Genomic DNA, 25,725 nt, shown 5'->3' with positions numbered 1-25,725 from the left:
TACATTTTCTATATCAAATTTTGTTCTTTTAAATAAGTAACTGCACGTGTAACAGCTAATTTAACATGTTCATATGTTAATCCGCCTTGTACATAAGCTTCATACGGTGGTCTAATAGGTCCATCTGCAGACAATTCAATTGAAGACCCTTGAACAAAAGTACCGGCTGCCATAATGACATCATCTTCATAACCAGGCATATAGCTTGGTTCTGGACTAAAATGAGCATTAATTGGTGAAGCATGTTGAATACTTTGGCAAAATGCTATCATTTGTTCTTTTGCATCAAATTGAACAGTCTGTATTAAATCGGTACGTTTAACATTGTATTTAGGAACTGTTTTCATTTTCATTTTTTCAAGGAGTAAGCTTGTAAATAATGCACCTTTCAAACTCTGACTAACTACATGTGGTGCTAAGAAGAAGCCTTGATACATCTCTTGTAACGAATACAATGATGCGCCTGCCTCTTTACCAATTCCAGGCGCTGTTAATCGATAGCCACAACGTTCGATTAAATCTTTACGTCCAGCGATATAGCCACCAATTTTAGCTAGGCCGCCACCTGGGTTCTTAATTAATGAACCTGCTATCAAATCTGCACCAACTTCAATAGGTTCACGTTGCTCTACAAATTCTCCATAACAATTATCCACAAAGACAATGACATTGGGGTATTGTGATTTAATTGCATGGATAGCAGATTCAATTTCATCGATAGTAATTGAAGGTCTTTGGTCATACCCTTTTGAACGTTGAATGGCTACTACTTTCGTCTTTTCTGAAATGGCTTCAATTGAGGATTGAATATCTATTTGTCCATCTTTTAAAGGGACCTCTTTAAATTCGACACCGTGTTCTTTCAAGCTTTCAATGCCATTTCCATTTACCCCTATAACTTCAAGCAACGTATCATATGGACTTCCAGTAATATATAATAGTTCATCTCCGTATTTAAGTGTACTTTGAAGTGCTAGAGTAATCGCATGTGTACCAGAAATGATTTGCGGGCGCACAATAGCATCTTCAGCTTTAAATGTATGTGCATAGATTTCTTCCAAATGGTCCCGACCAAAATCATCATATCCATATCCTGTACTTCCAACTAAATCACTCTCAGTAGCTTTAACGTAATGAAAAGCATTCAGAACTTTTTCTTGATTACTATATGCAATTTCTTCTATTTCTTTAAAATATGGTGCCAACGTCTTCTCTACGTCTTTAACCATTGATGTAATATCTGACATTTTCATATACTTCCTTTTATCATTTTTTATATCCAGTAATGATGTAAGTTTCATTTTCAGGATTAAAATTCATTTCTTCAATGAGTGTATGCTGCTTTAAGAAATAAAGTCTATCTGCGTTTGTACTAGGGACAATCTCTTCATAGAAACTTAGTGTTGATTTAACTTGATCTATTAAAAGTGCCTTTACTTTTAATTTATCTTCTTCATCACGGCTAGAGACAAAGATGGATGGAGACGCAGATAATGGTTTATCATCACTATCACCACATTGATCCTTCTTATTAAATATAACCTCTTGTGGTATTTGATTCATATCTAAATCATTAATCAATTGATTTACTGTATCATATTGAGAACGATATTCTGGATGACTCGCATCAACAACATGTAATAATAAATCTGCACCTTTTGCTTCTTCTAAAGTTGATTTAAAGGCTGCAATCAAGGTCGTTGGTAACTTTTGAATGAAACCTACAGTATCTGAAATAATTAAATTAAATCCTTCATTTATTTGAATTTGACGTGTTTTAGGATCTAATGTTGCAAAAAGTAAATCCTTTTCAAAGGTTTCTTCGCCAGATAATACATTGAACCATGACGATTTCCCCGCATTTGTATAGCCTACGAGTGCAATCTGAAAGACTTGATTTTGTTCACGTTTGCTACGATAACGTTCCCTGTGTTCCACTACAGTTTTTAATTGATGTTTAATTTCATTCATACGTGTTCGAATGTGACGTCTGTCCATTTCTAACTTCGTTTCACCAGGACCACGTGTACCTATGCCACCACCTAGTCTTGATAAACTCTTACCATGTCCTTGAAGTCTTGGCAATAAATAATCTAATTGCGCTAATTCGACTTGTAATTTACCTTCGCGACTGCTAGCTCTTAAGGCAAATATTTCTAAAATCAATTGTGTTCTATCGATAATTTTAATGCCCAAATTATCATTTAATGTTTTTGATTGAGCGGTAGTTAACTCATCATTCGTTACTACGACGTCTATATCATGGAATTCAATAAAAGCTTTAAGTTCATCAATCTTACCTTTACCAACGTAATATTTATGATCGACTTGTTCTCTATTTTGAGTAACTTGTCCTTTAACATCTAGCTGACAAGTCAAAGATAGGGCTTTTAATTCTTCCATTGTTGAATCAAAATTAAATTCGTTATCATTTTGAGCATGTACACCGACTAATACAGCAGTTTCCAATTTTTTCTTTGTTTCATGAGTAATTTGCTGAGTCATGTTATACATCTCCTTCTTATATGTTTCTCAAATATTCTATCATAGTGTCTATGCAAAGACTATCCACTAAAATTATGTTACATTAAACTTATATCGAAAGGGTGATACTATGGAAAATATATATGATTTTGTTGTACAAAAGTCCAATGGTGAAGATTATAAATTAGAAGAATACAAAGGCAAAGTAATGCTAATCGTTAATACTGCTAGTGAATGTGGTTTCACGCCACAATTTGAAGGCTTACAAGCATTGTATGAAAAATACAAAGACCAAGGTTTTGTGATATTAGGTTTTCCATGTAATCAATTTGGTGGCCAAGAACCTGGTTCAGGTGCAGAAGCTAATCAAAACTGTAAAATTAATTACGGTGTGACTTTCCCTATCCATGAAAAAGTAGATGTCAAAGGTGAAAATCAACATCCTTTATTCCGCTACTTAACTGATGCAGCTAAAGGAATGTTAAGTGAAAAAATCAAATGGAACTTCACTAAATTCTTAGTTGATCGTGATGGTAACGTTGTAAGTCGTTTCTCACCTCAAAAGAAACCAGCTCAAATCGAAAAAGATATTGAAAAATTATTATAGATATTGTTTTAATACAATAAAAAGCTTCATTATAGAGTGAAATAGCAACTCTATAATGAAGCTTTTTATATTACAAACATTCCTCTATTTGTCAAAAGTGCTAAAATTTGATGAGTTTATTACAAGTTACACTGTCATTAAGACCGTTGTCTACGCTCTTAAGAACTTGCAACGTTGCACTTTAATTACAACTTATTCTTCACTATTTACTGATTCTTCAGAATCTGAAACTTCAGTCTCTACAGTAAATGTGCTGATCGCATGTTTGTATATCAAATGTTGTTTACCTTGAGAAACTAAACTTACAACATATTTGTCAAAGTCTTCAATAACACCTTTCATTTGAAAGCCATTTAAAAAGAAAACTGTAACTTCTGTTTGTTGTGATTTAAAGTTCTCTAGTGCTTGATCTTGGATGTTGTGGTTTGCAATCATGTTTAGAACTCCTTTTATTTATTTGGGTTGTAATCTCATCTAACATCATTTGAAGTGACATTGTCTCTCTATTAAACCATTGAACAGTCAATTTATTCTTGAACCATGTCAATTGTCGCTTAGCATATTGTCTAGAATGTTGTTTTAACGTTTCAACTGCTTGGTCTATTGATAACTCACCATTCACAACAGGTACCAGCTCTTTATAACCAATTGCTTGCATACTTTGAGTAGATTCATAACCCTGTTCTACTAGGTTCTTCACTTCATTAAATAATCCGTGGCCCAACATAATATCTACACGTTTATTTATTCTTGAATATAATGTTTTGCGCGACATTTCAATCCCTATTAATAATGTATCATAATTTTCTGTAAATTGTTGTACTTTCTTGCGAGAACTTATAAGTTTTTTTGTATTTAAGTAATATTCAATAGCTCTAAGCACTCTTTTTCTATTATTTGGATGTATGTCTTTAGCAGATTGTGGATCAAATGTAGCTAAATAGTCATGCACTTCTTGATTAGTTAATGGTTCTAATTTTTGTAATTGTAACTGTGTTTTCTGTTCGACTTCTTTTGAAACTGTCTCATCATCAAAAGGATAATCATATATTAACGATTGTATATATAACCCTGTTCCTCCTGCTATGATCGGTATCTTTCCTCTTGAAGTTATATCTTCTATTAGTGCTTGAGCTCGTAATTTGAAATCGTACACAGAAAATGAGTCATCTGGATTTAAAATATCAATCATATAATGAGGAATTCCATCCATCTCTTCATTAGTAACTTTAGCTGTACCAATGTCCATTTGTTTATAAACTTGCATGGAATCCCCACTAATGATTTCACCGTTAATTTGTTTAGCAAGTTCAATACTTAACTCTGTTTTACCTGATGCAGTTGGACCTACTATAACTACCAAAAACGGTTTATTGATGTCACTCAATAGTTATCCCTCACTTTATTTTTTCTTTAACACTTGTTTTTGGATCCATTCAAACATATGACTCCAAATCATTTCTTTTTCATCTTCAAATAAAATTTCATGTCTTCTATTTGCATAAAGTTGGACTGTTATATGATTTATTCCAGCACGTTTGAATTTCTTTCCTAATTTACGTATACCTTTACCATAATCTCCAAATGGATCATCCTTACCAGAAATAAGAAGTATTGGTAATTGTTCATTCATTTTTTTTAGTTGATTATTATTTGCCGTACGTATCATATTCTTAACGGTTTGGTAAATTAATTGATTTGACACTAAGAAACCAGTGTAATCATCCTTAACAAATTTATTAATTTCATCGCGTTTAGATGATAGCCAATCACTACTTGTTTCAGGTTGGTCTATCTTTTTATTAAACGATTTATAAACAAATTGATTTACCCATTCTAGGCGACTACGCTTCCCAAAAATTAAAGTTATTAATTTTAAAACGATGATGGCTGGTATCCCTTTATATTTTGGATATTGACCAGTACCAGTGAGAATCAAACCTTGCGCAATGTCTGGATATTTCTCTACAAATAAACGCGCAATAATTGAGCCCATTGAATGTCCCAAAACGATATATGGAATATTGTTATTTGAACCGTGAAGTGTTTGAGCTATTTCATATGCATCTTGTGCAATGATATTCATATCATCGTAATGACCTCTTTCATTTTCATCAATATCAATACCATGCCCTCGATGATTATGTCGAATAACATCATATCCTTGATGTGTTAAAGCTTGCACAAGTGCTTCATATCGATCCATATGCTCAGCCATCCCGTGAAAGATATGGACGACACCAAATGTTGCAATCTTAGCCTTATCTACTTTTACTTCAATCATAGTGCCGTCTTCAACGGTAATTTTGAATGATTGTTGACTCACGCATATGCCTCCTTGTGAAATTATAACTTAATCAATAAAGCTTATATTCCTTTAAATATACCTTTCATTCTTAATGTTATCAAATTGTTAGACTCATTTTAACAACTAATGCTTTATAACATAAAATTACTTTATTTTATAAAAAATGAACTGAGATGAGCTTCATATTAAAGCTCTCTCAGTTCAGATATTAACTGCGAATTTGAAGTTTAAAATTAATTTACTAGTTAGTTATCAGTGTCATATTTGAATTTAATCAAAAATGTTAAATTTCAAAACATAAATACTAATTTTATTTTAATACTGCAAGTTGTTCATTTCCACGAGTCGCTTCTTCAATTGCAATATTAATTTCTTTAGTGAATTCGTTTTGTTGACTTTGTGTATAGTTTAGTAATTTAGCAAGTTCTTCAACGACTGCATATTTATATTGTTTAACTTCATTGATATTGAAATAAAGTTTACCAGATCTACGAATTAAGAAATCAGTTGGTTTAAACACCATTTCATTTTGTACACTATATACTAACTCAACGTACAATTCTAAAGGTAATTTTAAATCTTTATCTTGTGCAATTTGTGCGATGTTATATAGTTTATCTACGTTAGAACCATATTTAGAAGCTAAACGTTTGGCAACATCGGCTTGAAGTCCGATCGCTTTACCTTCTTCAACTTTGCGTTCCACGAAACTTTCAAAGTTAGCGCTACCACCTACATCACCACCAGAAATTGGTGTATGTTTTGTTTTACATTCAGCAAATGTCAATTTATATTCTTGTTTCAAGCGCTTAGCTAATAAATCTACGATTTCAAGCGCCATATGACGATAACCTGTTAATTTACCACCAGCGATTGTTAATAAGCCTGATTTACCTTCCCAAATTTCATCTTTACGTGAAATTTCAGAAGGGTCTTTTCCATCTTCTAAAATTAAAGGTCTAACTCCTGCCCAAGTTGATTCGATATCTTCATCTTTCACATTAACATCTGGGAACATATAGTTAATCGCATCAATTAGATAATCTCTATCTTCCTGTGTTGTTAAAGGTTTTGTTTTGTCATTATCATAGAAAGTATCTGTAGTTCCAACGTATGCTTTACCTTCACGTGGAATTGCAAAGATCATTCTACCATCTTTTTCAGTGTCAAAATAAACAGCTTGTCTTAATGGAAACTTAGATTGATCAATGACTACATGGACACCTTTAGTTAAACGTAATTGTTTATTGTTACGTGTATAATCTTTTTTACGAACTTCATCTACCCAAGGGCCTGCTGCATTAATAACTTTTTTAGCGTTAATTTCATACATTTCACCAGTAAGTAGATCTTGAACTTCAATACCTCTTACTTTTGATTTAGAATCGTAAATGAAATCTGTAGATTTCGTGTGATTTAAAATTTCTGCACCATTTTCTTCAGCACGTTTCATAACTTCAATTGTTAAACGTGCATCATCAGTACGGTATTCAACGTAATAACCGCCACCTTTAAGTCCATCTTTTTTAACCAATGGCTCTTTGTTTAATGTTTGTTTTTTGCTTAACATTTTCTTGCGTTCATATTTTTTTACGCCTGCTAAACGGTCATAAGCAGTTAAACCTAAGTTAGTTGTGAATTTACCAAACGTTCCGCCTTTGTGCATTGGTAATAACATCCATTCAGGAGTAGTTACATGAGGGCCATTTTCATAAACAATCGCACGTTCTTTACCCGTTTCAGCTACAACTTTGATTTGAGCTTGTTTTAAATATCTTAAACCACCGTGAACAAGTTTAGTAGAACGGGAACTTGTACCTTGAGCAAAATCTTGCATTTCTACTAAAGCTACTTTCATTCCTCGTTGAGACGCATCTAATGCAATACCTGCACCTGTAATACCACCACCGATAATAACGACATCGTATTCTTCATTTTGTAAATTTTTCTTAATTACTTCTCTGTTTAATGTTGATAAAGCCATAAATATACCCCTCCGATATTTTATTTATGCGAAAAAAGAGAGACCTATCCATACAGAATCAAACTGTATGTAACAGGTCTCTCAAATCTCGACTGATGTATTAACTTAATTTAATCATATCACACTTCAATAAACTAAGCCATGTTTAGAGATTAATCTTCCAATTTAAAGACCTGAGTAGCTTCAACTGCTTTTTTCCAACCTTTATATAACTTAGTTCTGTCTTCTTCAGACATCTGTGGTGTAAATTCTGTTTCTAATTGCCATCTATTTGCTATTTCATCTTTACTATCCCAGAAACCGACAGCTAATCCTGCTAAATAAGCTGCACCTAATGCTGTTGTTTCTTGTATTTCAGGGCGTTCTACAGCAGTATTTACAATATCAGCTTGGAATTGCATGATAAAGTTATTTTTAACTGCGCCACCGTCAACACGTAAATTGTTCACTTCAATCTTAGAGTCCTTAGACATAGCTTCCATAACATCACGAGTTTGGTAGCATAAAGATTCTAAAGTCGCACGAATAAAGTGTTCTTTTTCAGTACCGCGACTTAGACCAAATATAGCACCTCTGGCCTCTGAATCCCAATAAGGTGTACCTAATCCTACAAATGCTGGTACGAAGTAAACATTATCTGTAGAATCAACACGTGTAGCATAATTCTCTGATTGAGGTGCAGAATTTATAATTCTTAGTCCATCACGTAACCATTGAATTGCTGAACCTGAAACAAAGATAGAACCCTCAAGTGCATAATTGACTTTACCGTCTAAGCCGTATGCAATAGTAGTTAACAATCCACTTTCAGATTTAACTGGTTCTTCACCAGTATTCATTAACATAAAGCCGCCTGTACCGTAAGTATTTTTAACATCTCCACGTTCGAAACAAGCTTGTCCAAATAGTGCAGCTTGTTGGTCACCAGCGATACCTGAAATCGGTACCTCTTGACCAAAGAAATGATAATCTTTAGTGTGAGCGTAAATTTCACTAGATTCTTTAACTTCCGGTAATAATTGTTTAGGTACATTTAATAAATCAAGTAGCTCATCATCCCATTGTAAATCGTAAATATTATACATTAAAGTACGACTAGCATTTGAATAATCTGTAATATGTGCTTCTCCACCAGATAACTTCCAAACTAGCCATGTATCAATTGTACCGAATAATAAATCACCATTTTCAGCTTTTTCTCTAGCTCCATCAACATTATCAAGAATCCATTTAACTTTTGTACCAGCGAAGTAAGGATCTAACAATAATCCAGTTTTATTACGGAATGTTTCTTCATGACCTTGTTCCTTCAATTCATGACAAATTGATTGTGTTTGACGGGATTGCCAAACAATTGCATGGTATATTGGACGTCCAGTATTTTTATCCCAAATGACTGTCGTTTCACGCTGGTTGGTAATTCCAATACCCTCAATTTGGTCAGCGTTAATTTCATTTTCATTTAATACTTCAGTCATAACTGCTAATACCGAAGTCCAAATTTCATTAGCATCGTGCTCTACCCACCCTGATTTAGGGAAATATTGCTTAAATTCTCTTTGTGCAACACCTTTAATATCGCCTTCTTTATCAAATAGAATGGCTCTTGAACTTGTTGTTCCTTGGTCAATCGACATGATGTATTTTTCCATAAATTTTCTCCCTTTCTGCTATGTGAATAAAAACATTTATTTTTTAATTTTGAATAATAAGAAAGCGTACTATATGTATAGCACTTTTCCAAAAAAATTAACCACAAATTTAAGATATTTATTAAATTAATTAATATATAGACTCAATATCATTTGATTTATTAGATTTGTTTAATACTAAACCTAATACTAATGTTGCTATTACTAGTAAAATACCTACAGCACAAATTAAATCAAATTGTCCTTTATAAAAGACTTTATATATAACTGCTCCGAGCATACCTCCAGCAATAGGTCCTAATACAGGTACGATCGCGTATCCCCAATTAGAACCACCTTTGCCTGCAATTGGTAATATTGCATGAGCGATTCTTGGTCCTAAATCACGTGCTGGATTAATTGCATATCCAGTCGGACCACCTAAACTCAATCCAATAGCTACGATTAAACCACCAACAATAAGTGGATTCATTCCATCCGCAATTTTATTTACGCCAATAAATAAGATACCTAAACATAAGATTGCTGTCCCAATAATCTCACTTAAAAAGTTTGCAAAATAATTCTTAATTGCAGGTGCTGTAGAGAATACACCTAACTTTGCCCCCTGATCTTCAGTTGCCTTCCAATGTGGTAAATACATTAACCAAACTAATACACCGCCAAAGATACCTCCAAGCATTTGACAGATAATATAGCCAGGTACTTGAGCCCAACTAAAACTTCCATCCATCGCTAAAGCAATTGAAACCGCTGGATTTAAATGTGCGCCTGAAAACTTACCAACTGCGTATGCGCCCATTGACACGGCTAATCCCCAACCTGCTGCAATTACTATCCAATCAGAATCCTGTCCAGCACTTCGCTTTAAATTGACGTTAGCACAAACGCCACCACCGAAAAGGATTAGAATAGCAGTACCAATAAATTCTGCTAAATATACATTCATGACGAATCCTCCTATAAGACAAAAAGATTCCTACAAAAGCGCTAATAAAGGCATTGCAGAAATCTCTTCGTCTCTTAATCTAATATTAACTTATTTAAATCATACAGAAAGTTTGTAAGCGTTGTCAATACTTTCGTTAAAAAATTGTCACATTTAAATTGTTTGAAAAATTGTTTTGATCTTTTTTTATGCTTTTTAATTATAGCAAAATTGTTAAGGATGCTAACTACCATAACAAGCGATTGCTTGTTGTAACGTAACTAGCACCGCTATCAAGTGCTTGTACAATTTCACTTTCTTCATTAATTAAACCACCTGCTATAACTTTTGAAGGAGTCTCTTCATCAATAATTTTAACTACTTTATGTGCAATCCCAGGTAATACTTCAACGAAATCTGGTTCAACCTTCTTAATTAAGTTGATGCTTCTACTTAATGCTTGGCTATCTATAATAAACACCCTAAAAATCGTTAACTTATTTAACGATTTAGCCTTCTGAATTACTTTAGATTTGGTAGAAACGATCCCTTTAGGTTTATAAGTTTGAATTATATACTCACAAGCAAATTCATCAACAGCCATCCCTTTAATTAAATCAATATGAATATAAGTTTCAATTTGATTCGCTTTAAGTAATGCCATAACACTTTTTAAATGGCCGATATGCATATCTAATAATACGCATATCTTATAATCTGTTTTTATTAATTTCTCTAAATCTTTCATGTTGCGTATCGCTGGTAAAACATATTCCTTCATACGTCATTTTCCTCTCTACATTACACGTTTAAATAGTTTTTCAAGTTCATAATTTGAGAAATTGATGATTATAGGTCTGCCATGAGGACAAGTGAATGGATCTTCTGCTTCACGTAACTGATCAATCAAATCCGCCATTTCATTATTTTTTAAATAGTGATTTGCCTTTATAGATTTTTTGCAACTCATCATGATGGCAGCATCTTCACGCATTTTTTTAACATTTACTTTTTTATCGTTTAATACTAACTCAACCATATCTTGAATAATTTCTTCAGCTTCAGCTTTTGGGAACCAAACTGGGTAACTATTAACGATATAATCATGACCGCCAAAGTGCTCTAAATGAACACCCACTTTATCTAATTCATCTTGATATTGATCAATAATCATTTGTTCATCTTTTGAAAAGTGGAATGTCAGTGGTATTAATAAATCTTGAACTTCATTAGTCACTTCGCCAATTTTTTCTCTAAAATATTCATATTTGATACGTTCTTGTGCAGCATGCTGATCTATCATAAACATGCCATTCTCATTTTGAGCAATGATATAAGTGCCATGCACTTGTCCTACGACTTCCATATATGGAACTCGTCGAGATGGTGTGTTACTTACTTTACCTTTAATATCATTATTATCTTGCTTACTGTATAATGTTTGATAAGTTTTTGATGACGCTTCATCATTATTGCTTTGTTCAGTTACAACTTCTTCTGAATCGTTTGTAGATTCGTCATTTAATAATGATGCATCACCATTGTCTAAGTCATTCAAAATTTCTTTTTGAATTTGGAAGTAATCTTTGTCATCTGAACGTTTATTATTATGTACGAAATTTTCCGTACTTTCATTAATTAACTCATTATTATCTAAATCGTTTTTTTCTAAATTTGGATTTTGTAATTTAGATTCACTCATACCATAATAATGAGAATTTGTTTTGTCTTGATTTGAATTCTGTTGTCTTCTTTCAAAGTCTAATTTTTGTTGTTCAAATTGATTTAAGACTTTATTTTTTTTAGGTGTTCTATCCAAATCGTTCTGAGGAATTAAAATTCTATCCTTGAAAGCATATCGAATTTTCTCAACGATTAATTGATATAATTGCTCTTCTTTAGATAATCTTACTTCTAGTTTAGTTGGATGGACATTCACATCTACTAATATAGGATCCATTTCTATGTTTAAATAGCATATCGGGTAGCGTCCTATTGTCAGTAATGTATGATACCCTTCAATAATAGCTTTATTAAGTACAAAATTCTTAATATATCGTCCATTGATAAAAATTGAAATATAATGTTTATTACTTCTTGAGTGTTCTGGCTTAGCCACAAAGCCTTCAAGGTGATAATCACTTGTATCACCTTGAATATGCACTAAATCTTTTGCTACTTTTATACCATAAATCTCTGACATAACTTCATTTGTTTTACCTGAACCATTAGTTTTTAATAACGTTTTACCATCAGATATTAAAGAAATTCGTATATAAGGATGACTCATTGCCATTCGATTCACAATATCTGTAATTTTACCTAACTCTGTGTATAAGCTTTTAATATATTTTAAGCGAGCTGGTGTATTGTAGAAAAGTGATGAAACAGTTATATCTGTACCTTTTTTAGCTTTAGCAGGTTTACGACTTAAAATCTCTCCGTTTTCTGCATAGATTTCATGTCCATTTTCACTATCAGTGCAAGTTTTAAGTGTGACTTTAGCAACTGAAGATATACTTGCTAATGCCTCACCACGAAATCCTAACGTTCTGATATGAAATAAATCGTCATCGGCATCCAATTTACTCGTGGCATGTCTATGAAACACTAAATCTAAATCATCTTGTTCTATTCCAGTACCGTTATCTACTACTCTAATTGAGGATATACCTGATTGTTCTACCTCAATATTAATTTCTGTCGATTTAGCATCGATTGCATTTTCTAGTAATTCTTTCACAACTGAGCTTGGACGCTCTACTACTTCACCTGCTGCTATTTTATTAGCTAAAGAGGTTTGTAGTTCTTTAATTTTGCCCATTTTCAATCACCTCTATCTCAATTGATTTTGTAATTCACTTAGCTTAAGTAATGCTTCAATAGGCGTCATGTTTGATATATTAAGATTTTTAATCTGTTCCTCAATTTCACTAGTCATTGCTTCAGAATCAAATAAATTGAAAGACGCTTGCTCAAATTCATTCTCAATTGCATTCTTTGTTGTTTGAGACTTTTTATCAGAGTTGTTTGCATTTTGTGCGTCATCATCTGTAAACCCTTCGACTGAGGCTGAATCTTTAAGAACAGTAATGTTAGAATGCTCTTCATTATCGGAAGTATTTTGACTTTGTTCAAAAGCATCTAATATAACTTGTGCACGGTTAATAACTTCATCTGGCAAATTAGCTAGTTTCGCTACTTGAATACCATAACTATCATCTACAGCGCCATCTTTTACTTTATGTAAAAAGATTAATTCACCTTGATATTCATCTGCAGCCACATGAACATTTTTAAGACTTGGTAGTTCTTGATCTAAAGTCGTAAGTTCATGATAGTGTGTTGAGAATAAAGTTTTCGCATGAGATGTTTGAGCAACATATTCAATCATTGCTTGAGCTAACGCTAGCCCATCATATGTTGAAGTTCCTCTACCAATTTCATCGAAGATTATTAAACTATCTTCTGTTGCGTAAGTTAATGCTTTTTGTGCTTCTAACATCTCTACCATAAATGTACTTTTTCCTGATACTAAATCATCTGCAGCACCTATACGAGTGAATATTTGATCAAATATTGGTAATTCTGCTTTATTACAAGGAACATAAGCCCCCATTTGAGCCATGATGCTTATGATTGCTACTTGCCTCATGTAAGTTGACTTACCAGACATGTTAGGACCAGTTATTAGATATATAAAGTTATCTTTATCTAATTTACAGTCATTAGGTACATAGTCATTGTAGTCCATCACACGTTCAACAACAGGATGGCGAGAGTTCTCTAAGCTTAGCGTTTTATTATCACTAAATTCAGGTTTAACATAGTTGTATTTTTGTGCAATTTCAGCAAAACTTTGTAGGCAGTCAAGTTCAGAAATGATTTTAGCCTGTTTTTGTAGTCTTTCAGTATATGTTTTAATGTGTTCTCTTAGTCGAACAAACAGTTGATATTCAAGATCTACCGCTTTATCTTCTGCACCTAAAATAATATCTTCTTTTTCTTTCAATTCATCTGTAATGAAGCGTTCGGCATTGGACAATGTTTGTTTACGGTGATAGCCAAATTTACTAGGTTCAAATCCTTGTAAATTTGCTCTTGTAATTTCTATAAAATAACCAAACACTTTGTTAAAACTAATTTTAAGAGATTTAATACCTGTACGTTCTCTTTCTTTAGCTTGTAATTGTGCTAACCAATCTTTTCCATTTTTAGAAGCTTCTAGGTATTCATCTAATTGTTTACTAAAGCCTTGTTTAAATAGACCACCATCTTTAATGGAAATAGGCGGTTCTTCGATTAAACTATCTTCTAACACTTGTAATAAGTCTTCTAATGGTTCAAGGGAACTAAATTGATTTGATGCTACGTCATTCATACTTTCAAGTAAAGATTTAATATTAGGTATCTCTGAAATTGAATGTTTAAGTTGAATTAAATCACGCGCATTGACATTGCCATAACTGACACGGCCAACAAGTCTTTCTATATCATATACTTGATTTAAATATCCTCGTAATGTGTCTCTCTCAATAAAGTGATTCATGAATGATTCTACTATACTTAGTCTTTCTTCAATTCTTTCTTTATTGATTAATGGTCTGTCTATCCATTGCTTAAGGCGACGTGCTCCCATCGGCGTTTTAGTTTCATCCATTAACCATAAAAGTGTTCCTTTTTTAGATTTTAGTCTAATACTTTCGGTTAATTCTAAATTTCTTTTAGCATAGTAGTCCATCTTCATAAAATCCACTGCAGCATACGTTATTGCAGTTTCTAAGTGAGACAAATCTCGTTTTTGAGTATGATAAACATAATCGAGTAATAGTTGTGTTGCTAGATACATATGATTATTAGTTAATTGATTCACTTCATAGCTTGCATCGGAAATAGATTCTCTAATTGTTATAGTTTCTGTAGTTAAATAGATTTGCTTTTTAAGATTTTCATCAATTTCTTGGTTAACAACGATTTCATTAGGATTAATAGTTACAATTTCATTAATCAATGTATCTTCATCTTCAATTTGAGTGGCTTTTAACTCTCCTGTAGAAATATCACAATAACTAAGGGCGTAGTTACTATCTTGTTTAATAAAACTTAAAATGTAGTTATTTTGATTTTCATCCATACCACCTTGTTCCATAACTGTTCCAGGTGTTACAACTCTAACTACTTCACGTTTTACCATACCTTTAGTTTGTTTAGGATCTTCCATTTGTTCACAAATTGCTACTTTATAACCATTATTTATCAATGTCTCAATATAGCTATTAGCGGAATGATACGGAACGCCACACATAGGTATTGGATTCTCTTTTTTAGCATCTCTTTTAGTTAATGTAATTTCTAATACCCTTGAAGCTTCTTTAGCATCTTCAAAAAACATTTCATAAAAATCGCCTAATCTGAAGAATAATAAGCAATCTTGATATTGCGATTTAATTTTTAAATATTGTTGCATCATCGGTGTCGTGTTAGACATATTTTCACAACCTTACTAATTTTTTCCGATTTATTACATGCTTTTAACTCATATATTTTAACATATGAAATGTTACAACGCTCGTGAGTTCATTTTATTGATTTTATTTATTTTTTAGAGTTAAGTTAAAAAATGATTCATCTTAATTTACAAATAAAAAAGATTATCACAACAAAATAAAGAACACATACGTTTCATAAACGACTGAACTTTATTTTACAATGATAACCTCAAATCAACTAAAACAATCTCTTATTTCCAAACTATTATTTTTTAAATCTATCTAGTAATCCTCTCTTTTTCAACATTATAAGTAAGAAATAACTAATTGCAGCTCCGATAAAACTTGAAATAATAAACGCTATCATTAAGGGTTTGACGAAGAAATCTTGCATACCTAAAACCCAGGCCATTGGTATACATAAAAGACTTCCTATAATGCCTGTACCAATCACTTCACCAACAGCAGCCATAAAGATATGTTTTCTATACATATAGAACACACTAGCCAATAGCACGCCAATCATACTTCCAGGAAATGCAAAAAAACTACCAGTACCAAATAAATTTCTTATGATTGATGAAATTAATGCTTGGGCTAAACCGTACCATGGTCCTACAAATACTGCACATAACACATTGATGAAATGTTGAACAGGTGCTGCTTTGACAGGACCTAATGGTATGATAATGATACTGCTTAATACAACATTAGTGGCAATTAACAGTGCAGTAAGTGTCAATTTTCTATTGTTCATAGTGCTTATCCCTTTCTTCCATTAATCCTTATGTTCTTCTTCATTATGTTCATTTAAACGATCTTCCATTGTGCTTATCATTAGTTGTAATAAATCATTTGCTTCATACTGAGCAGAACGAAATTCTTCAACTATTGGTAATTCATTAATTTCATCTTCTAGCGCTTCAATTTCATCTTCTGATTGTTGATAAGCATGTTGTTTCCCATAATTTTGAAAATTAACAGATTGCTTTTGTTGTTTTTTCAAGCGATTCATTTTACTTTCAATATTACGATTTTCATGAATTTGTTTCTCTATATTTTGATAAGATTTTATAAGATCTAAATCTTGAATTTTACTCGTGAGTTGATCGGCTTGTTTTAAAATATCATCTTTACTATACATTTAATTTGTCACCAATGGTGCATCGTTAAATTCTTTGAATGTACCATTTAATGAATATTGTTTTGTTTCATCAATTTCAACATTTACTAACTTACCGATTGCCTCACGTGGACCTTTAAAGTTAACTAACTTATTCTTTTCGGTATAACCTGCTAAAACCGTATCATCTTTTTTACTTGAACCTTCACATAAAACAGTTACAGTTTTGCCTTCATATTGATTCATGGCTTTTTCTGAATAATGTCCTACTTTTTTATTTAAACGTTGTAATCGTGCTTTTTTAACGTCTTCAGGTACATTATCTTTCATTTTTGCGGCAGGTGTACCATCCCTTTGAGAGTATAAATACGTATAAGCATGCTCAAATTGAACTTCGTCATATAGTGATAATGTCTCTTCAAATTGTTCTTCAGTTTCGTTTGGATATCCAACAATAATATCAGTAGTTAAAGCTACATTAGGTATTGATTTTTTTATTCTATTAACTAGATCTAAATAACTTTCTCTAGTATATTTACGTCCCATAATTTTCAATACAGCATTATTTCCTGATTGTACGGGTAGATGGATATGAGGTACAATATTGCCACCTTTAGCTATTACTTCAATCATTCTATCTGTAAAGTCCCATGGGTGACTAGTTGTAAAACGTACTCTTGGAATATCAATTTTGGAAATGTCTTCTAATAAATCTCCTAATCCATATTCTAAATCTTTAATATCTTTACCATATGAATTTACATTTTGACCAAGTAAAGTTATTTCTTTATAACCATCTCTCGCTAAACCGCGAACTTCTTCAATAATATCTTCTGGTCTACGACTACGTTCTTTACCCCTAGTAAAGGGTACAATGCAATATGTACAGAATTTATCACAGCCATACATAATGTTAACCCATGCTTTTGTACTGCCTTCACGTACTTTAGGAAGATTTTCAATGATGTCGCCTTCTTTAGACCAAACTTCGACAACCATTGCTTTAGAAAGGTATGCTTCTTCTAAAATTTCAGGTAATTTGTGAATATTATGAGTTCCAAAAATCATATCCACATTTTGGTATGATTTAAGTATTTTATTTACTACTGACTCTTCTTGTGACATACATCCACATACGCCAATTAATGCTTCTGGTCTATTCTTTTTTAAATGTTTTAAGTTACCGATTTCACTAAACACTTTATTTTCAGCATTCTCACGAATCGCACATGTATTTATCAAAATAACGTCCGCTTCATTAATATCTTCTGTTGCAGTATATCCTAAGGCCTGTAATATTCCAGCCATTACCTCAGTATCATGTGCATTCATTTGGCAGCCATATGTTTTTATTAAGAATGTGCGACCTTTGCCCATCCCTTCAAACTTGTCTTCTATATGAAAGTCACGATTATAATTTATATCTTGTTTCCCACGTTTGCGTGCTTCTTTTAAACTAGGTGGTTGATAAATATTTTCGAAATATTTACTATAATCTTTTTCTACTTTTCTATCGCGTTCATCAAGGATATTTATCGTACCAGCTTTTCTTTGTTCTTCGTTCACTTTAAAAAATTCCTTTCTATATGCCCTTATATCATTAGTTCATTATATTAAAATTAATAATAAAGTGCAAAAAGAGTTGAAATAGTTAATAAATTTGTCATTAAAAAAATGGAATGGGGTGGGATAGAAATAATATTTTTACAATATTTATTTAGATGTAATGCCAGCAAAGAAAGATTGACTAGCATTATAAAAGCTTGTTATAAGTATATTTTTAGATCAGTCAACTACTGCCATTATAAAAAATATAGCCTAAGACACAGATTTATGTCCCAGACTTATCTCATTTAAACTTTACTTACTCGTTATCATATTTTCCTGTTAACGTTTCAATTGTGATACCAGCTGGTACATGATAAAACTTAACTTGACTAATAATACTTGGACATTCTAATTCAACCATTCGTTCATGTAATTTCTGAATTAGGATTAAACATTCACTCATATCGCCTTGAACTGTCGTTTCAAGAGGACCCACTCTAAAATGAAGACCAGAATCATCAATAATTTTTATTGCCTCATCTACATAAGGTATAACGTCTTCATTGTTTGGCGTTTTCGGAACGATTTGAAAACTCATTAATGTGTCTTGCATTAACAATCACCTCATTCAATATTATTACCTTAATTTTACCACGCCCTTATTTAACTTGCCTTAATTAATTGCCGAATTAATTGCTTGGCCAAAATCATACATTTTATCATCCCAATTTGATTCATCCATTCTACTTTTACGATTAAACTTATTATTTTTAAATAAAGACTTTCTTAAACTAGACGTTAACTCTATTTGCACACCTACACCATTTTTTGTACAATTCACGATATTATTATCTTGAGTACCAGACATATGACTAGGTGCTTCTTTTACTTCTATACCAATTTGACTTAATTCTTCAACAATACGCTCTTTTAAAAGATTATCTTTACCACCGATATAAGCAATTTCATCTTCACCAAGACATCCATGAATTGTGATTGCACTTTCACTTGTTTTTACTAAATCCATAGCAATGTCATTATCATAATTAATAGATGTTACGTGCAACTCATTGTTTCCTTTTGTTCGCATACCATTAAATGCAAAATAATTAAATTGTCCATCATTAGCAATAACACGCGCAAGTTCAGTAGTAGCAGGTTCAATTCCACCACCATGTATTGCCAAAATCGTTACGTTACTATCTCTATCTTCAGTAATTATCTCCCAATCCTCATTCTCAATTGTCTCATTTTGTAATTCTTTCATAGAATGATATTTATCCATTTTAAAAACCTCTCTTAGGTATAGTGTTATTATTATTCTTTCCCATTTTATAGGTTCTAAAAAGTATTTAAATGATTTTTAACAATGATTACTTAAACTAAAATATTTTAATATTTTCTATACATCATTAAGCAATGGTGTTATTATTTTCAATAAAAAAACTCTTAAGTTATAAAAAAAACTCACTTCAAAACTTAAAGCGTTTTAAAGTGAGCTCCTACAATTTCTATACAAATTGAGCAGTTAAGTTATTAAAATCTTCTTCTGTTATATGAATATCGCGTTTAGATAATGCACTTTCATTTAATTCTTCAATTTGAGACTCATATGATGGTGTTTCAGTATCTTGATATACAATACCTTTAACTAGTGATTCATAATCTAGAACAGTCTTCATTGCTAATTGTTTATCTGAAGTATCATAGCCTTCGATATCTTCTAAACTAGTTAAATGTTCTTTAAACCAATCATATGTGTTTACTTTGTTGTATGTTACACATGGTGAAAAGACATTTACAAAAGAAAAACCATCATGGTTAATCGCATCCTCAATTAGTTTAGTTAATGCTTTAATATCACTAGAAAAGCCTTGTGCTACAAAAGTAGCGCCTGATGATAAAGCTAATTCGAGTGGTGCAACATTCTTCTCGATATTACCTTTAGGGGTAGATTTAGTAACAAAACCAACCGCAGATGAAGGCGACGTTTGACCTTTAGTTAAGCCATAAATTTGATTATCCATAACAATATAAGTCATATTCATATTTCGTCTTAATGCGTGTATGGTATGACCCATACCAATAGCGTATCCATCACCATCACCACCAGAGGCAATGACAGTTAAATCCTTGTTCGCCATTTTAACCCCTTGTGCTAGTGGTAATGCGCGTCCATGTATACCATGTACGCCGTATGAATTAATATAACCAGATAATCGGCCTGAACAGCCAATACCAGTAATGATTGCTACTTCCTCTGGCTCTAACCCTACATTAGCTGCCGCCTTTTGAATAGCTGCTTGAACTGAGAAATCACCACAACCGGGGCACCAATTTGGCTTCACATTATTTCGAAAATCTTTAAATGTAGCCAATTATACCAACTCCTTACTTTCGCTTACTACTTTTTGTCCTTTAGATTCAATTTCATGAGGTAAGAAAGGTGTTCCATCATACTTAGTTTGATTAATCATTTTATCTTGAATAGTTGTATTCATTTTAAGGATATTTGAAAGTTGACCTTGATAATTATGTTCAACAATAATAACTCTAGATGCTTTATCGATAGCTGCTTGAATGACATCTTTCGGCATAGGATGTAGTTGTCGAATCTGCATTGTATTTACTTTTATACCTTGAGCGTTTAATCTTTCAGCACCTTCTTGAATAGCACCTTTACTAGATATGAACCCTATAAATAGAATATCTGCTTCTTCATGATGCTCATCTAACTCAACAGGCTTTTCAATTAGTAAATTTGATGTTTTACGCATTCTTTTTTCCATTTGTTGACGTCTATTTTCAGCCGCTTCACTCGGTTTACCTTCTTCATTATGTTCAACGCCAGTTACATGGTGTATGCCACCTTTAACGCCCGGAATTGGTCTAGGTGATACTCCATTTCCTGTTAATGCATATCTTCTAAAGTATTGTTTATCATCTTCTTCACGTTCAATATCAGATTGTAATAACTCGCCACGGCGTATTTGAATTTTATTATAATCTAAGCGTTCAACTGTTTGTTTACCTAACGATAATTGTAAGTCACTCAATATAATTACTGGGCACTGATATTCTTCGGCTAAATTAAAAGCCTCAATAGTTAAATAAAATGCATCTTCAGCATCTGTAGGAGCAACTACTATTTTAGGTATATCTCCATGCGTACCATAAATCATTTGCATTAAATCTGATTGTTCTTGCTTGGTTGGTAAACCTGTAGATGGACCACCACGTTGAGTATTAATAATGACTAAAGGTGTTTCAGTCATACCTGATAGGCCTATGGCTTCCATCATAAGTGATAAACCTGGGCCAGCACTAGCAGTGAATGCTCTGACACCTGCATAATTAGCACCAATTGCCATATTGGCTGCAGCAATTTCATCTTCAGTTTGTACTACTGTGCCACCTACTTTTGTGACGTTTGCAATCATATATTCCATAATTTCAGATGCCGGTGTAATTGGATAAGCAGCCATAAAACGAGAACCAGCTGAAATCGCACCTAATCCAATAGCATCATTACCAATCATATATAAATGTGGATTCTCTTCAGTCGTTTGTAGTTTGAAGTCTCCTTGTAAATCATTTAATTGTTCTTTCATCAATGTATAACCTTGATTTAGAGCTTCAATGTTCATTTCTACAACTTTTTCACCTTTTTTAGTAAACATATTAGTTATAAGGGTTTCAAATGTTGCAGTATCTAAATCCATGATTGCACATGTTGCTCCTACAGCAACCATATTTTTCATTAATGCAGTACCTAATTCTTTAGCTGTGCTAGTAAAAGGTAATTCAATAAGTTGAGCACGACATTGTTCAGGTTTTGTCGGTTTAGCTTTTGCATCAGCAATAATAATGCTATCTTCACGCATTTCATGATGATTCAATTCAATCGTTTCTTGATCAAAAGCCACTAAAATGTCTAAATCATCACTGATTGCATGTACAGGCGCAGTAGATACTCTAATTTTGTTATTAGTATGTCCACCTTTTATACGACTTGAGAAATGTCTATATCCATATAAATAATAACCTTTACGGTTCATTGCTGTGGCAAAGATTTCTCCAGTCGATTCGATACCTTCACCTTGTTGTCCGCCCACTTTCCATGATATTTGTGATTTCATATCATATGCCTCCTGTGGAATTAATTCATAATAAATCATAACAAAAATAACCACCGTCTTACTATGACAACAGTGGCAATTATTTAAATTCATACTAATGGACTATATTCGTTCTTCTACAAATTTCTTTTAAATTATTTATTAAATGGATGATCGTCATTAATTAAAATTCTTTCAATTTGTTTTGTTTTTCCATCTTTATCTAAATCTATAATAACACCAGATAGAACACTTCTTCCATCATCCGGCACAACATGACGTTGTGGTAAGCTTGTGATAAATCTCTCTATTACTTCATCACGATTAATACCTAATATACCATCGTAATATCCTGTCATACCAACATCAGTAATATACCCTGTGCCATTCGGTAGTACTCGTTCATCTGAAGTCTGAATGTGTGTATGCGTACCAACTACCGCACTTACTCTACCATCTAAATACCATCCCATTGCATTTTTTTCTGATGTCGTTTCTGCATGAAAGTCAACAAATATAAAATTAGTCTCTTTTTTAGCCTCTTCAATAAGTTGATCAGCTTTTTTAAAAGGGTCGTCGATATCTTGCATAAATGAACGGCCTTGCAAATTAATAATTGCTAATTTAATATCATTAATTTGAATAAATCTCATGCCTACACCAGGCGCTTCACTTGGAAAATTAGCAGGTCTTACCATTCTGTTCGCATCATCAATAAAGTCATATATTTCACGTTGACCGTATGTATGATTACCCATCGTCATGAAATCTACGCCATCTCTTAATAATTGTTTATATAACTTTTCAGTTAGACCCTTACCGTGCGCTGCATTTTCAGCATTAACTATACTTACAGTAGGTCTATATGATTGTTTTATTTTAGGTAAATATTCAGCAATTGCATTTCTTCCAACTTTACCTACGATATCTCCAATAAATAATATCCTCATTGAATGTTCATCCTCTCATAAAAATAGTTTAATTCATATAGGTCTATATTAAAAGAGGATATTCATACTCTTTTTAAATTTGATATCTATTTGCTTTAGCATGTATACAACATATGTTAAGATATGTTTATCAAAGTAATAGGAGTTGTAAAATTTACATGTCAATTAATATTGATCCAGAGAAGTTTGCAGAATTAGTGGTAAAATCTAATCCATCTAAATCTAAAGATGCAGAAGATATCGCTAAAGAAAGTCTTGAATTATACATCAACGCTTATCGTTTAGCTGAAAGATATTCAAATATTGCTACTAATTGCTATGATACAGCAGAAATAATTTCTGAATTAAGAAAAACAGATTTACAACTTAAATAATTTATAAGACTATCAATTAAGGATAAGCATAAACATCAAATAGTTTAAGTTTACAATGAAAATTTATATCAAATGATTGAACTTTGAGTATGTCCTCAATTAGTTTGTACTTTGGTTCTAATCATCTATTTGGAGTGAGACTATGAATTCGTAATGAATTCAATCTCACTCTTTTTTAATGACAACATTTCACCTACTTTATTATTATCAATTAATAATTGAATTTTAACTGAAAAGAAAAAACAGACCCAAAATTTGGATCTGTTAAAAATTATTTCGCATACTCTACTGCTCTTGTCTCTCTTACAACTGTCACTTTGATGTGACCAGGATATTGTAATTCATCTTCTATTTGCGTTTTGATGTCTCTAGCCAGTCTGTATGACTTCAAGTCATCTATTTCATCAGGGGAAACAATAACTCTAATTTCTCGACCTGCTTGAATAGCGAATGCTTTTTCTACACCATCATAACCTTCAGAAAGTGTTTCTAAGCGTTCTAATCTACGTATATAGTTTTCAAGCGTTTCTTTACGAGCACCTGGTCTAGCCGCAGATAATGCGTCAGCAGCTGCTACCAGAATTGAAATAATAGAAGTAGGTTCAACATCACCATGATGAGAGTGAATAGCATTAATTACAGTTTCATTTTCTGCATATTTTTTAGCTAATTCAACACCTATTTCTACGTGGCTACCTTCAACCTCATGATCTATCGCTTTACCAACATCGTGAAGTAATCCAGCACGTTTGGCCAAGCTAACATCTTCTCCTAGTTCAGCAGCTAGCATTCCAGATAAATGCGCCACTTCAATAGAATGTTTCAAGACGTTTTGACCATAACTAGTTCTATAATTTAGACGACCTAAGACTTTAACTAAGTCTGGGTGCATATTATGAACATTGATTTCGAATGTTGCTTGTTCACCAGCATCTCTAATAATGTCATCTACTTCTTTTCTAGCTTTATCTACCATTTCTTCAATTCTGCCTGGATGGATGCGTCCATCTGAGACTAAATTAACTAATGCTGTACGCGCGATTTCACGTCTAATTGGATCAAAACCAGATAAAATAACCGCTTCTGGTGTATCATCAATGATTAAATCAATACCTGTTAATGTTTCTAAAGTTCTAATATTTCTACCTTCTCTACCAATGATACGACCTTTCATCTCATCATTTGGTAAATTAACTACTGAAACTGTTGATTCAGTTGTATGGTCAGCAGCTAATCTTTGAACGGTAGTAGCTAATAATTCTTTTGCTTTTTTATCAACTTTTTCTTTAGCTTCTTTCTCTTTTTCTTTAACAAGTACTGCAATATCTTGTGACAGTTCTTCTTCAACCCTTTGAAGTTGTTCATTTACAGCTTCTTCTTGAGTGAGACCGGAGATGCGTTCTAATTCTTGTTCATGCTTCATTATTAATGTCTGAACACTACTCTCTTTTGCATCTACTTGTTGTTGTCTTTCTTCAAGTTTAGATTCTTTTTGTTCTAAAATCTCATCTTTTTTATCGAGAAGATCAGATTTTCGATCTAAATTTTCCTCTTTTTGAAGAAGTCGGGCTTCTTGTCTTTGAAGCTCACCACGTCTTTCACGTAGTTCTGATTCAGTTTGTTCTCTTATGATTTGGTTTTCTTCTTTTGCCTCTAATAATTTTTCCTTTTTGATATTATCTGCTTCTTTTTGACCTTGCTTAATAATATCATCAGCAGTTTGTCTAGCTTGTAATTGCTTTTGATGCAATAAATTTCGGGCTACAAAATACCCCACAACAACCCCTAGAATAATCCCCAGCAAAATGAGTAGGAGGTTTAATAAATTCACATAAACACCTCCTTTTTCTAGGTATTTGCTTTGTATATCAAAATCTCTTCATGATTTTTATAAATGTATAATAATTATACATATTAATTGTACGTTTATTAACTTGTTAGTGTCAAGATATGAAATTGCACTGTATTTCGAATTTACATACATTACTTATTTTATGTAAGTTTATATAAAAACAAAAAGCCTACTACAATGTTAAGTGATAAAAACTGACTCCTAGTATTTCATTTATTCAATGCTTAATACTGGAGTAGCTTATCAAATGTAGCAGGCTTATTTCATATACTAAAAGTGAATTTTAGTGAACTGATGTATTTTACTAA

22 protein-coding genes are annotated in these 25,725 nt (G+C 32.4%); 2 read left to right on the top strand and 20 right to left on the bottom strand.

All coding sequences use genetic code 11. The annotated features are described in order from the left end of the window. Window positions 1-8 precede the first annotated feature (8 nt). Window positions 9-1,247: a methionine gamma-lyase family protein gene (locus tag AC1RRU_RS01120; RefSeq protein WP_011275892.1), complete on the bottom strand. Its 1,239-nt coding sequence runs from the start codon at window positions 1,245-1,247 to the stop codon at window positions 9-11. 19 nt (window positions 1,248-1,266) lie between these two features. Further along, window positions 1,267-2,505, bottom strand: a complete 1,239-nt coding sequence (hflX, locus tag AC1RRU_RS01115; protein ID WP_033079987.1) for a GTPase HflX — start codon at window positions 2,503-2,505, stop codon at window positions 1,267-1,269. Between the two features lie 109 nt (window positions 2,506-2,614). Here hflX and AC1RRU_RS01110 point away from each other — a divergent pair, with 109 nt between their 5' ends. Continuing rightward, entirely contained in the window at window positions 2,615-3,091 is a 477-nt protein-coding gene (locus AC1RRU_RS01110; RefSeq protein WP_033079986.1) for a glutathione peroxidase, read from the top strand. Window positions 3,092-3,283: 192 nt separating this feature from the next. Here AC1RRU_RS01110 and hfq read toward each other — a convergent pair whose 3' ends face one another. The 17 genes from hfq to AC1RRU_RS01025 all read right to left on the bottom strand — a co-directional run bounded on the left by hfq (window position 3,284) and on the right by AC1RRU_RS01025 (window position 23,191). Next, entirely contained in the window at window positions 3,284-3,526 is a 243-nt protein-coding gene (gene hfq / locus AC1RRU_RS01105) for an RNA chaperone Hfq (protein ID WP_011275895.1), read from the bottom strand. Then, a complete protein-coding gene (gene miaA, locus AC1RRU_RS01100) occupies window positions 3,480-4,478 on the bottom strand; it encodes a tRNA (adenosine(37)-N6)-dimethylallyltransferase MiaA (protein ID WP_011275896.1) in 999 nt (332 codons plus the stop codon). Before miaA ends, hfq begins: the two co-directional genes overlap by 47 nt. A gap of 15 nt (window positions 4,479-4,493) precedes the next feature. Then, window positions 4,494-5,417, bottom strand: a complete 924-nt coding sequence (locus tag AC1RRU_RS01095) for an alpha/beta fold hydrolase (RefSeq protein WP_011275897.1) — start codon at window positions 5,415-5,417, stop codon at window positions 4,494-4,496. A gap of 292 nt (window positions 5,418-5,709) precedes the next feature. Beyond that, window positions 5,710-7,383 carry a glycerol-3-phosphate dehydrogenase/oxidase gene (locus tag AC1RRU_RS01090; RefSeq protein WP_016930676.1) on the bottom strand — a complete coding sequence of 558 codons (1,674 nt, stop codon included), beginning with the start codon at window positions 7,381-7,383 and terminating at the stop codon, window positions 5,710-5,712. Between the two features lie 152 nt (window positions 7,384-7,535). Beyond that, on the bottom strand, window positions 7,536-9,035 hold the full coding sequence (gene glpK / locus AC1RRU_RS01085) for a glycerol kinase GlpK (RefSeq protein ID WP_011275899.1): 1,500 nt from the start codon (window positions 9,033-9,035) through the stop codon (window positions 7,536-7,538). A gap of 130 nt (window positions 9,036-9,165) precedes the next feature. Next, window positions 9,166-9,984 (bottom strand): MIP/aquaporin family protein, encoded by an 819-nt coding sequence (locus AC1RRU_RS01080; protein ID WP_011275900.1) that lies wholly within the window; start codon window positions 9,982-9,984, stop codon window positions 9,166-9,168. Between the two features lie 226 nt (window positions 9,985-10,210). Further along, on the bottom strand, window positions 10,211-10,744 hold the full coding sequence (locus tag AC1RRU_RS01075; RefSeq protein ID WP_011275901.1) for a glycerol-3-phosphate responsive antiterminator: 534 nt from the start codon (window positions 10,742-10,744) through the stop codon (window positions 10,211-10,213). Between the two features lie 15 nt (window positions 10,745-10,759). Further along, on the bottom strand, window positions 10,760-12,787 hold the full coding sequence (gene mutL / locus AC1RRU_RS01070) for a DNA mismatch repair endonuclease MutL (protein ID WP_016930677.1): 2,028 nt from the start codon (window positions 12,785-12,787) through the stop codon (window positions 10,760-10,762). A gap of 12 nt (window positions 12,788-12,799) precedes the next feature. Then, the gene (mutS, locus tag AC1RRU_RS01065) at window positions 12,800-15,451 is read right to left on the bottom strand and encodes a DNA mismatch repair protein MutS (protein ID WP_011275903.1); all 2,652 of its coding nucleotides are present in this window, start codon (window positions 15,449-15,451) and stop codon (window positions 12,800-12,802) included. Window positions 15,452-15,717: 266 nt separating this feature from the next. Further along, the gene (gene thiW / locus AC1RRU_RS01060) at window positions 15,718-16,209 is read right to left on the bottom strand and encodes an energy coupling factor transporter S component ThiW (protein WP_011275904.1); all 492 of its coding nucleotides are present in this window, start codon (window positions 16,207-16,209) and stop codon (window positions 15,718-15,720) included. A gap of 21 nt (window positions 16,210-16,230) precedes the next feature. Continuing rightward, window positions 16,231-16,596: a YlbF/YmcA family competence regulator gene (locus AC1RRU_RS01055; protein ID WP_011275905.1), complete on the bottom strand. Its 366-nt coding sequence runs from the start codon at window positions 16,594-16,596 to the stop codon at window positions 16,231-16,233. Then, the gene (miaB, locus tag AC1RRU_RS01050) at window positions 16,597-18,141 is read right to left on the bottom strand and encodes a tRNA (N6-isopentenyl adenosine(37)-C2)-methylthiotransferase MiaB (RefSeq protein ID WP_011275906.1); all 1,545 of its coding nucleotides are present in this window, start codon (window positions 18,139-18,141) and stop codon (window positions 16,597-16,599) included. 298 nt (window positions 18,142-18,439) lie between these two features. Beyond that, on the bottom strand, window positions 18,440-18,736 hold the full coding sequence (locus tag AC1RRU_RS01045; protein ID WP_493196417.1) for a thiamine-binding protein: 297 nt from the start codon (window positions 18,734-18,736) through the stop codon (window positions 18,440-18,442). Window positions 18,737-18,796: 60 nt separating this feature from the next. Next, on the bottom strand, window positions 18,797-19,408 hold the full coding sequence (locus tag AC1RRU_RS01040; protein WP_011275908.1) for a poly-gamma-glutamate hydrolase family protein: 612 nt from the start codon (window positions 19,406-19,408) through the stop codon (window positions 18,797-18,799). Between the two features lie 226 nt (window positions 19,409-19,634). Next, window positions 19,635-20,501, bottom strand: a complete 867-nt coding sequence (locus AC1RRU_RS01035; protein WP_011275909.1) for a 2-oxoacid:ferredoxin oxidoreductase subunit beta — start codon at window positions 20,499-20,501, stop codon at window positions 19,635-19,637. After that, window positions 20,502-22,262: a 2-oxoacid:acceptor oxidoreductase subunit alpha gene (locus tag AC1RRU_RS01030; protein WP_016930678.1), complete on the bottom strand. Its 1,761-nt coding sequence runs from the start codon at window positions 22,260-22,262 to the stop codon at window positions 20,502-20,504. A gap of 134 nt (window positions 22,263-22,396) precedes the next feature. After that, the gene (locus tag AC1RRU_RS01025) at window positions 22,397-23,191 is read right to left on the bottom strand and encodes a TIGR00282 family metallophosphoesterase (RefSeq protein WP_011275911.1); all 795 of its coding nucleotides are present in this window, start codon (window positions 23,189-23,191) and stop codon (window positions 22,397-22,399) included. A 158-nt stretch (window positions 23,192-23,349) separates the two neighbouring features. Here AC1RRU_RS01025 and AC1RRU_RS01020 point away from each other — a divergent pair, with 158 nt between their 5' ends. Further along, the gene (locus tag AC1RRU_RS01020; protein WP_011275912.1) at window positions 23,350-23,565 is read left to right on the top strand and encodes a hypothetical protein; all 216 of its coding nucleotides are present in this window, start codon (window positions 23,350-23,352) and stop codon (window positions 23,563-23,565) included. 271 nt (window positions 23,566-23,836) lie between these two features. Here the strand turns inward: AC1RRU_RS01020 and rny are convergent, their stop codons facing one another. Next, a complete protein-coding gene (gene rny / locus AC1RRU_RS01015; protein WP_011275913.1) occupies window positions 23,837-25,396 on the bottom strand; it encodes a ribonuclease Y in 1,560 nt (519 codons plus the stop codon). Window positions 25,397-25,725: the final 329 nt, after the last annotated feature.

The organism is Staphylococcus sp. GW821-FHT11H10, from assembly GCF_058807855.1.
This window is presented reverse-complemented; position numbering and strand designations above follow the sequence as displayed.

What these genes read in the sequence shown, in the direction of transcription:
- AC1RRU_RS01020 (WP_011275912.1), top strand. Translation starts at nt 23,350, where the DNA reads ATGTCAATTAATATTGATCCAGAGAAGTTTGCAGAATTAGTGGTAAAA.
- AC1RRU_RS01090 (WP_016930676.1), bottom strand. Translation starts at nt 7,383, where the DNA reads ATGGCTTTATCAACATTAAACAGAGAAGTAATTAAGAAAAATTTACAA.
- AC1RRU_RS01040 (WP_011275908.1), bottom strand. Translation starts at nt 19,408, where the DNA reads ATGGATAAATATCATTCTATGAAAGAATTACAAAATGAGACAATTGAG.
- AC1RRU_RS01110 (WP_033079986.1), top strand. Translation starts at nt 2,615, where the DNA reads ATGGAAAATATATATGATTTTGTTGTACAAAAGTCCAATGGTGAAGAT.
- AC1RRU_RS01025 (WP_011275911.1), bottom strand. Translation starts at nt 23,191, where the DNA reads ATGAGGATATTATTTATTGGAGATATCGTAGGTAAAGTTGGAAGAAAT.
- AC1RRU_RS01045 (WP_493196417.1), bottom strand. Translation starts at nt 18,736, where the DNA reads ATGCAAGACACATTAATGAGTTTTCAAATCGTTCCGAAAACGCCAAAC.
- AC1RRU_RS01030 (WP_016930678.1), bottom strand. Translation starts at nt 22,262, where the DNA reads ATGAAATCACAAATATCATGGAAAGTGGGCGGACAACAAGGTGAAGGT.
- glpK (WP_011275899.1), bottom strand. Translation starts at nt 9,035, where the DNA reads ATGGAAAAATACATCATGTCGATTGACCAAGGAACAACAAGTTCAAGA.
- mutS (WP_011275903.1), bottom strand. Translation starts at nt 15,451, where the DNA reads ATGTCTAACACGACACCGATGATGCAACAATATTTAAAAATTAAATCG.
- AC1RRU_RS01075 (WP_011275901.1), bottom strand. Translation starts at nt 10,744, where the DNA reads ATGAAGGAATATGTTTTACCAGCGATACGCAACATGAAAGATTTAGAG.
- AC1RRU_RS01080 (WP_011275900.1), bottom strand. Translation starts at nt 9,984, where the DNA reads ATGAATGTATATTTAGCAGAATTTATTGGTACTGCTATTCTAATCCTT.
- thiW (WP_011275904.1), bottom strand. Translation starts at nt 16,209, where the DNA reads ATGAACAATAGAAAATTGACACTTACTGCACTGTTAATTGCCACTAAT.
- hflX (WP_033079987.1), bottom strand. Translation starts at nt 2,505, where the DNA reads ATGACTCAGCAAATTACTCATGAAACAAAGAAAAAATTGGAAACTGCT.
- hfq (WP_011275895.1), bottom strand. Translation starts at nt 3,526, where the DNA reads ATGATTGCAAACCACAACATCCAAGATCAAGCACTAGAGAACTTTAAA.
- AC1RRU_RS01055 (WP_011275905.1), bottom strand. Translation starts at nt 16,596, where the DNA reads ATGTATAGTAAAGATGATATTTTAAAACAAGCCGATCAACTCACGAGT.
- mutL (WP_016930677.1), bottom strand. Translation starts at nt 12,787, where the DNA reads ATGGGCAAAATTAAAGAACTACAAACCTCTTTAGCTAATAAAATAGCA.
- AC1RRU_RS01120 (WP_011275892.1), bottom strand. Translation starts at nt 1,247, where the DNA reads ATGTCAGATATTACATCAATGGTTAAAGACGTAGAGAAGACGTTGGCA.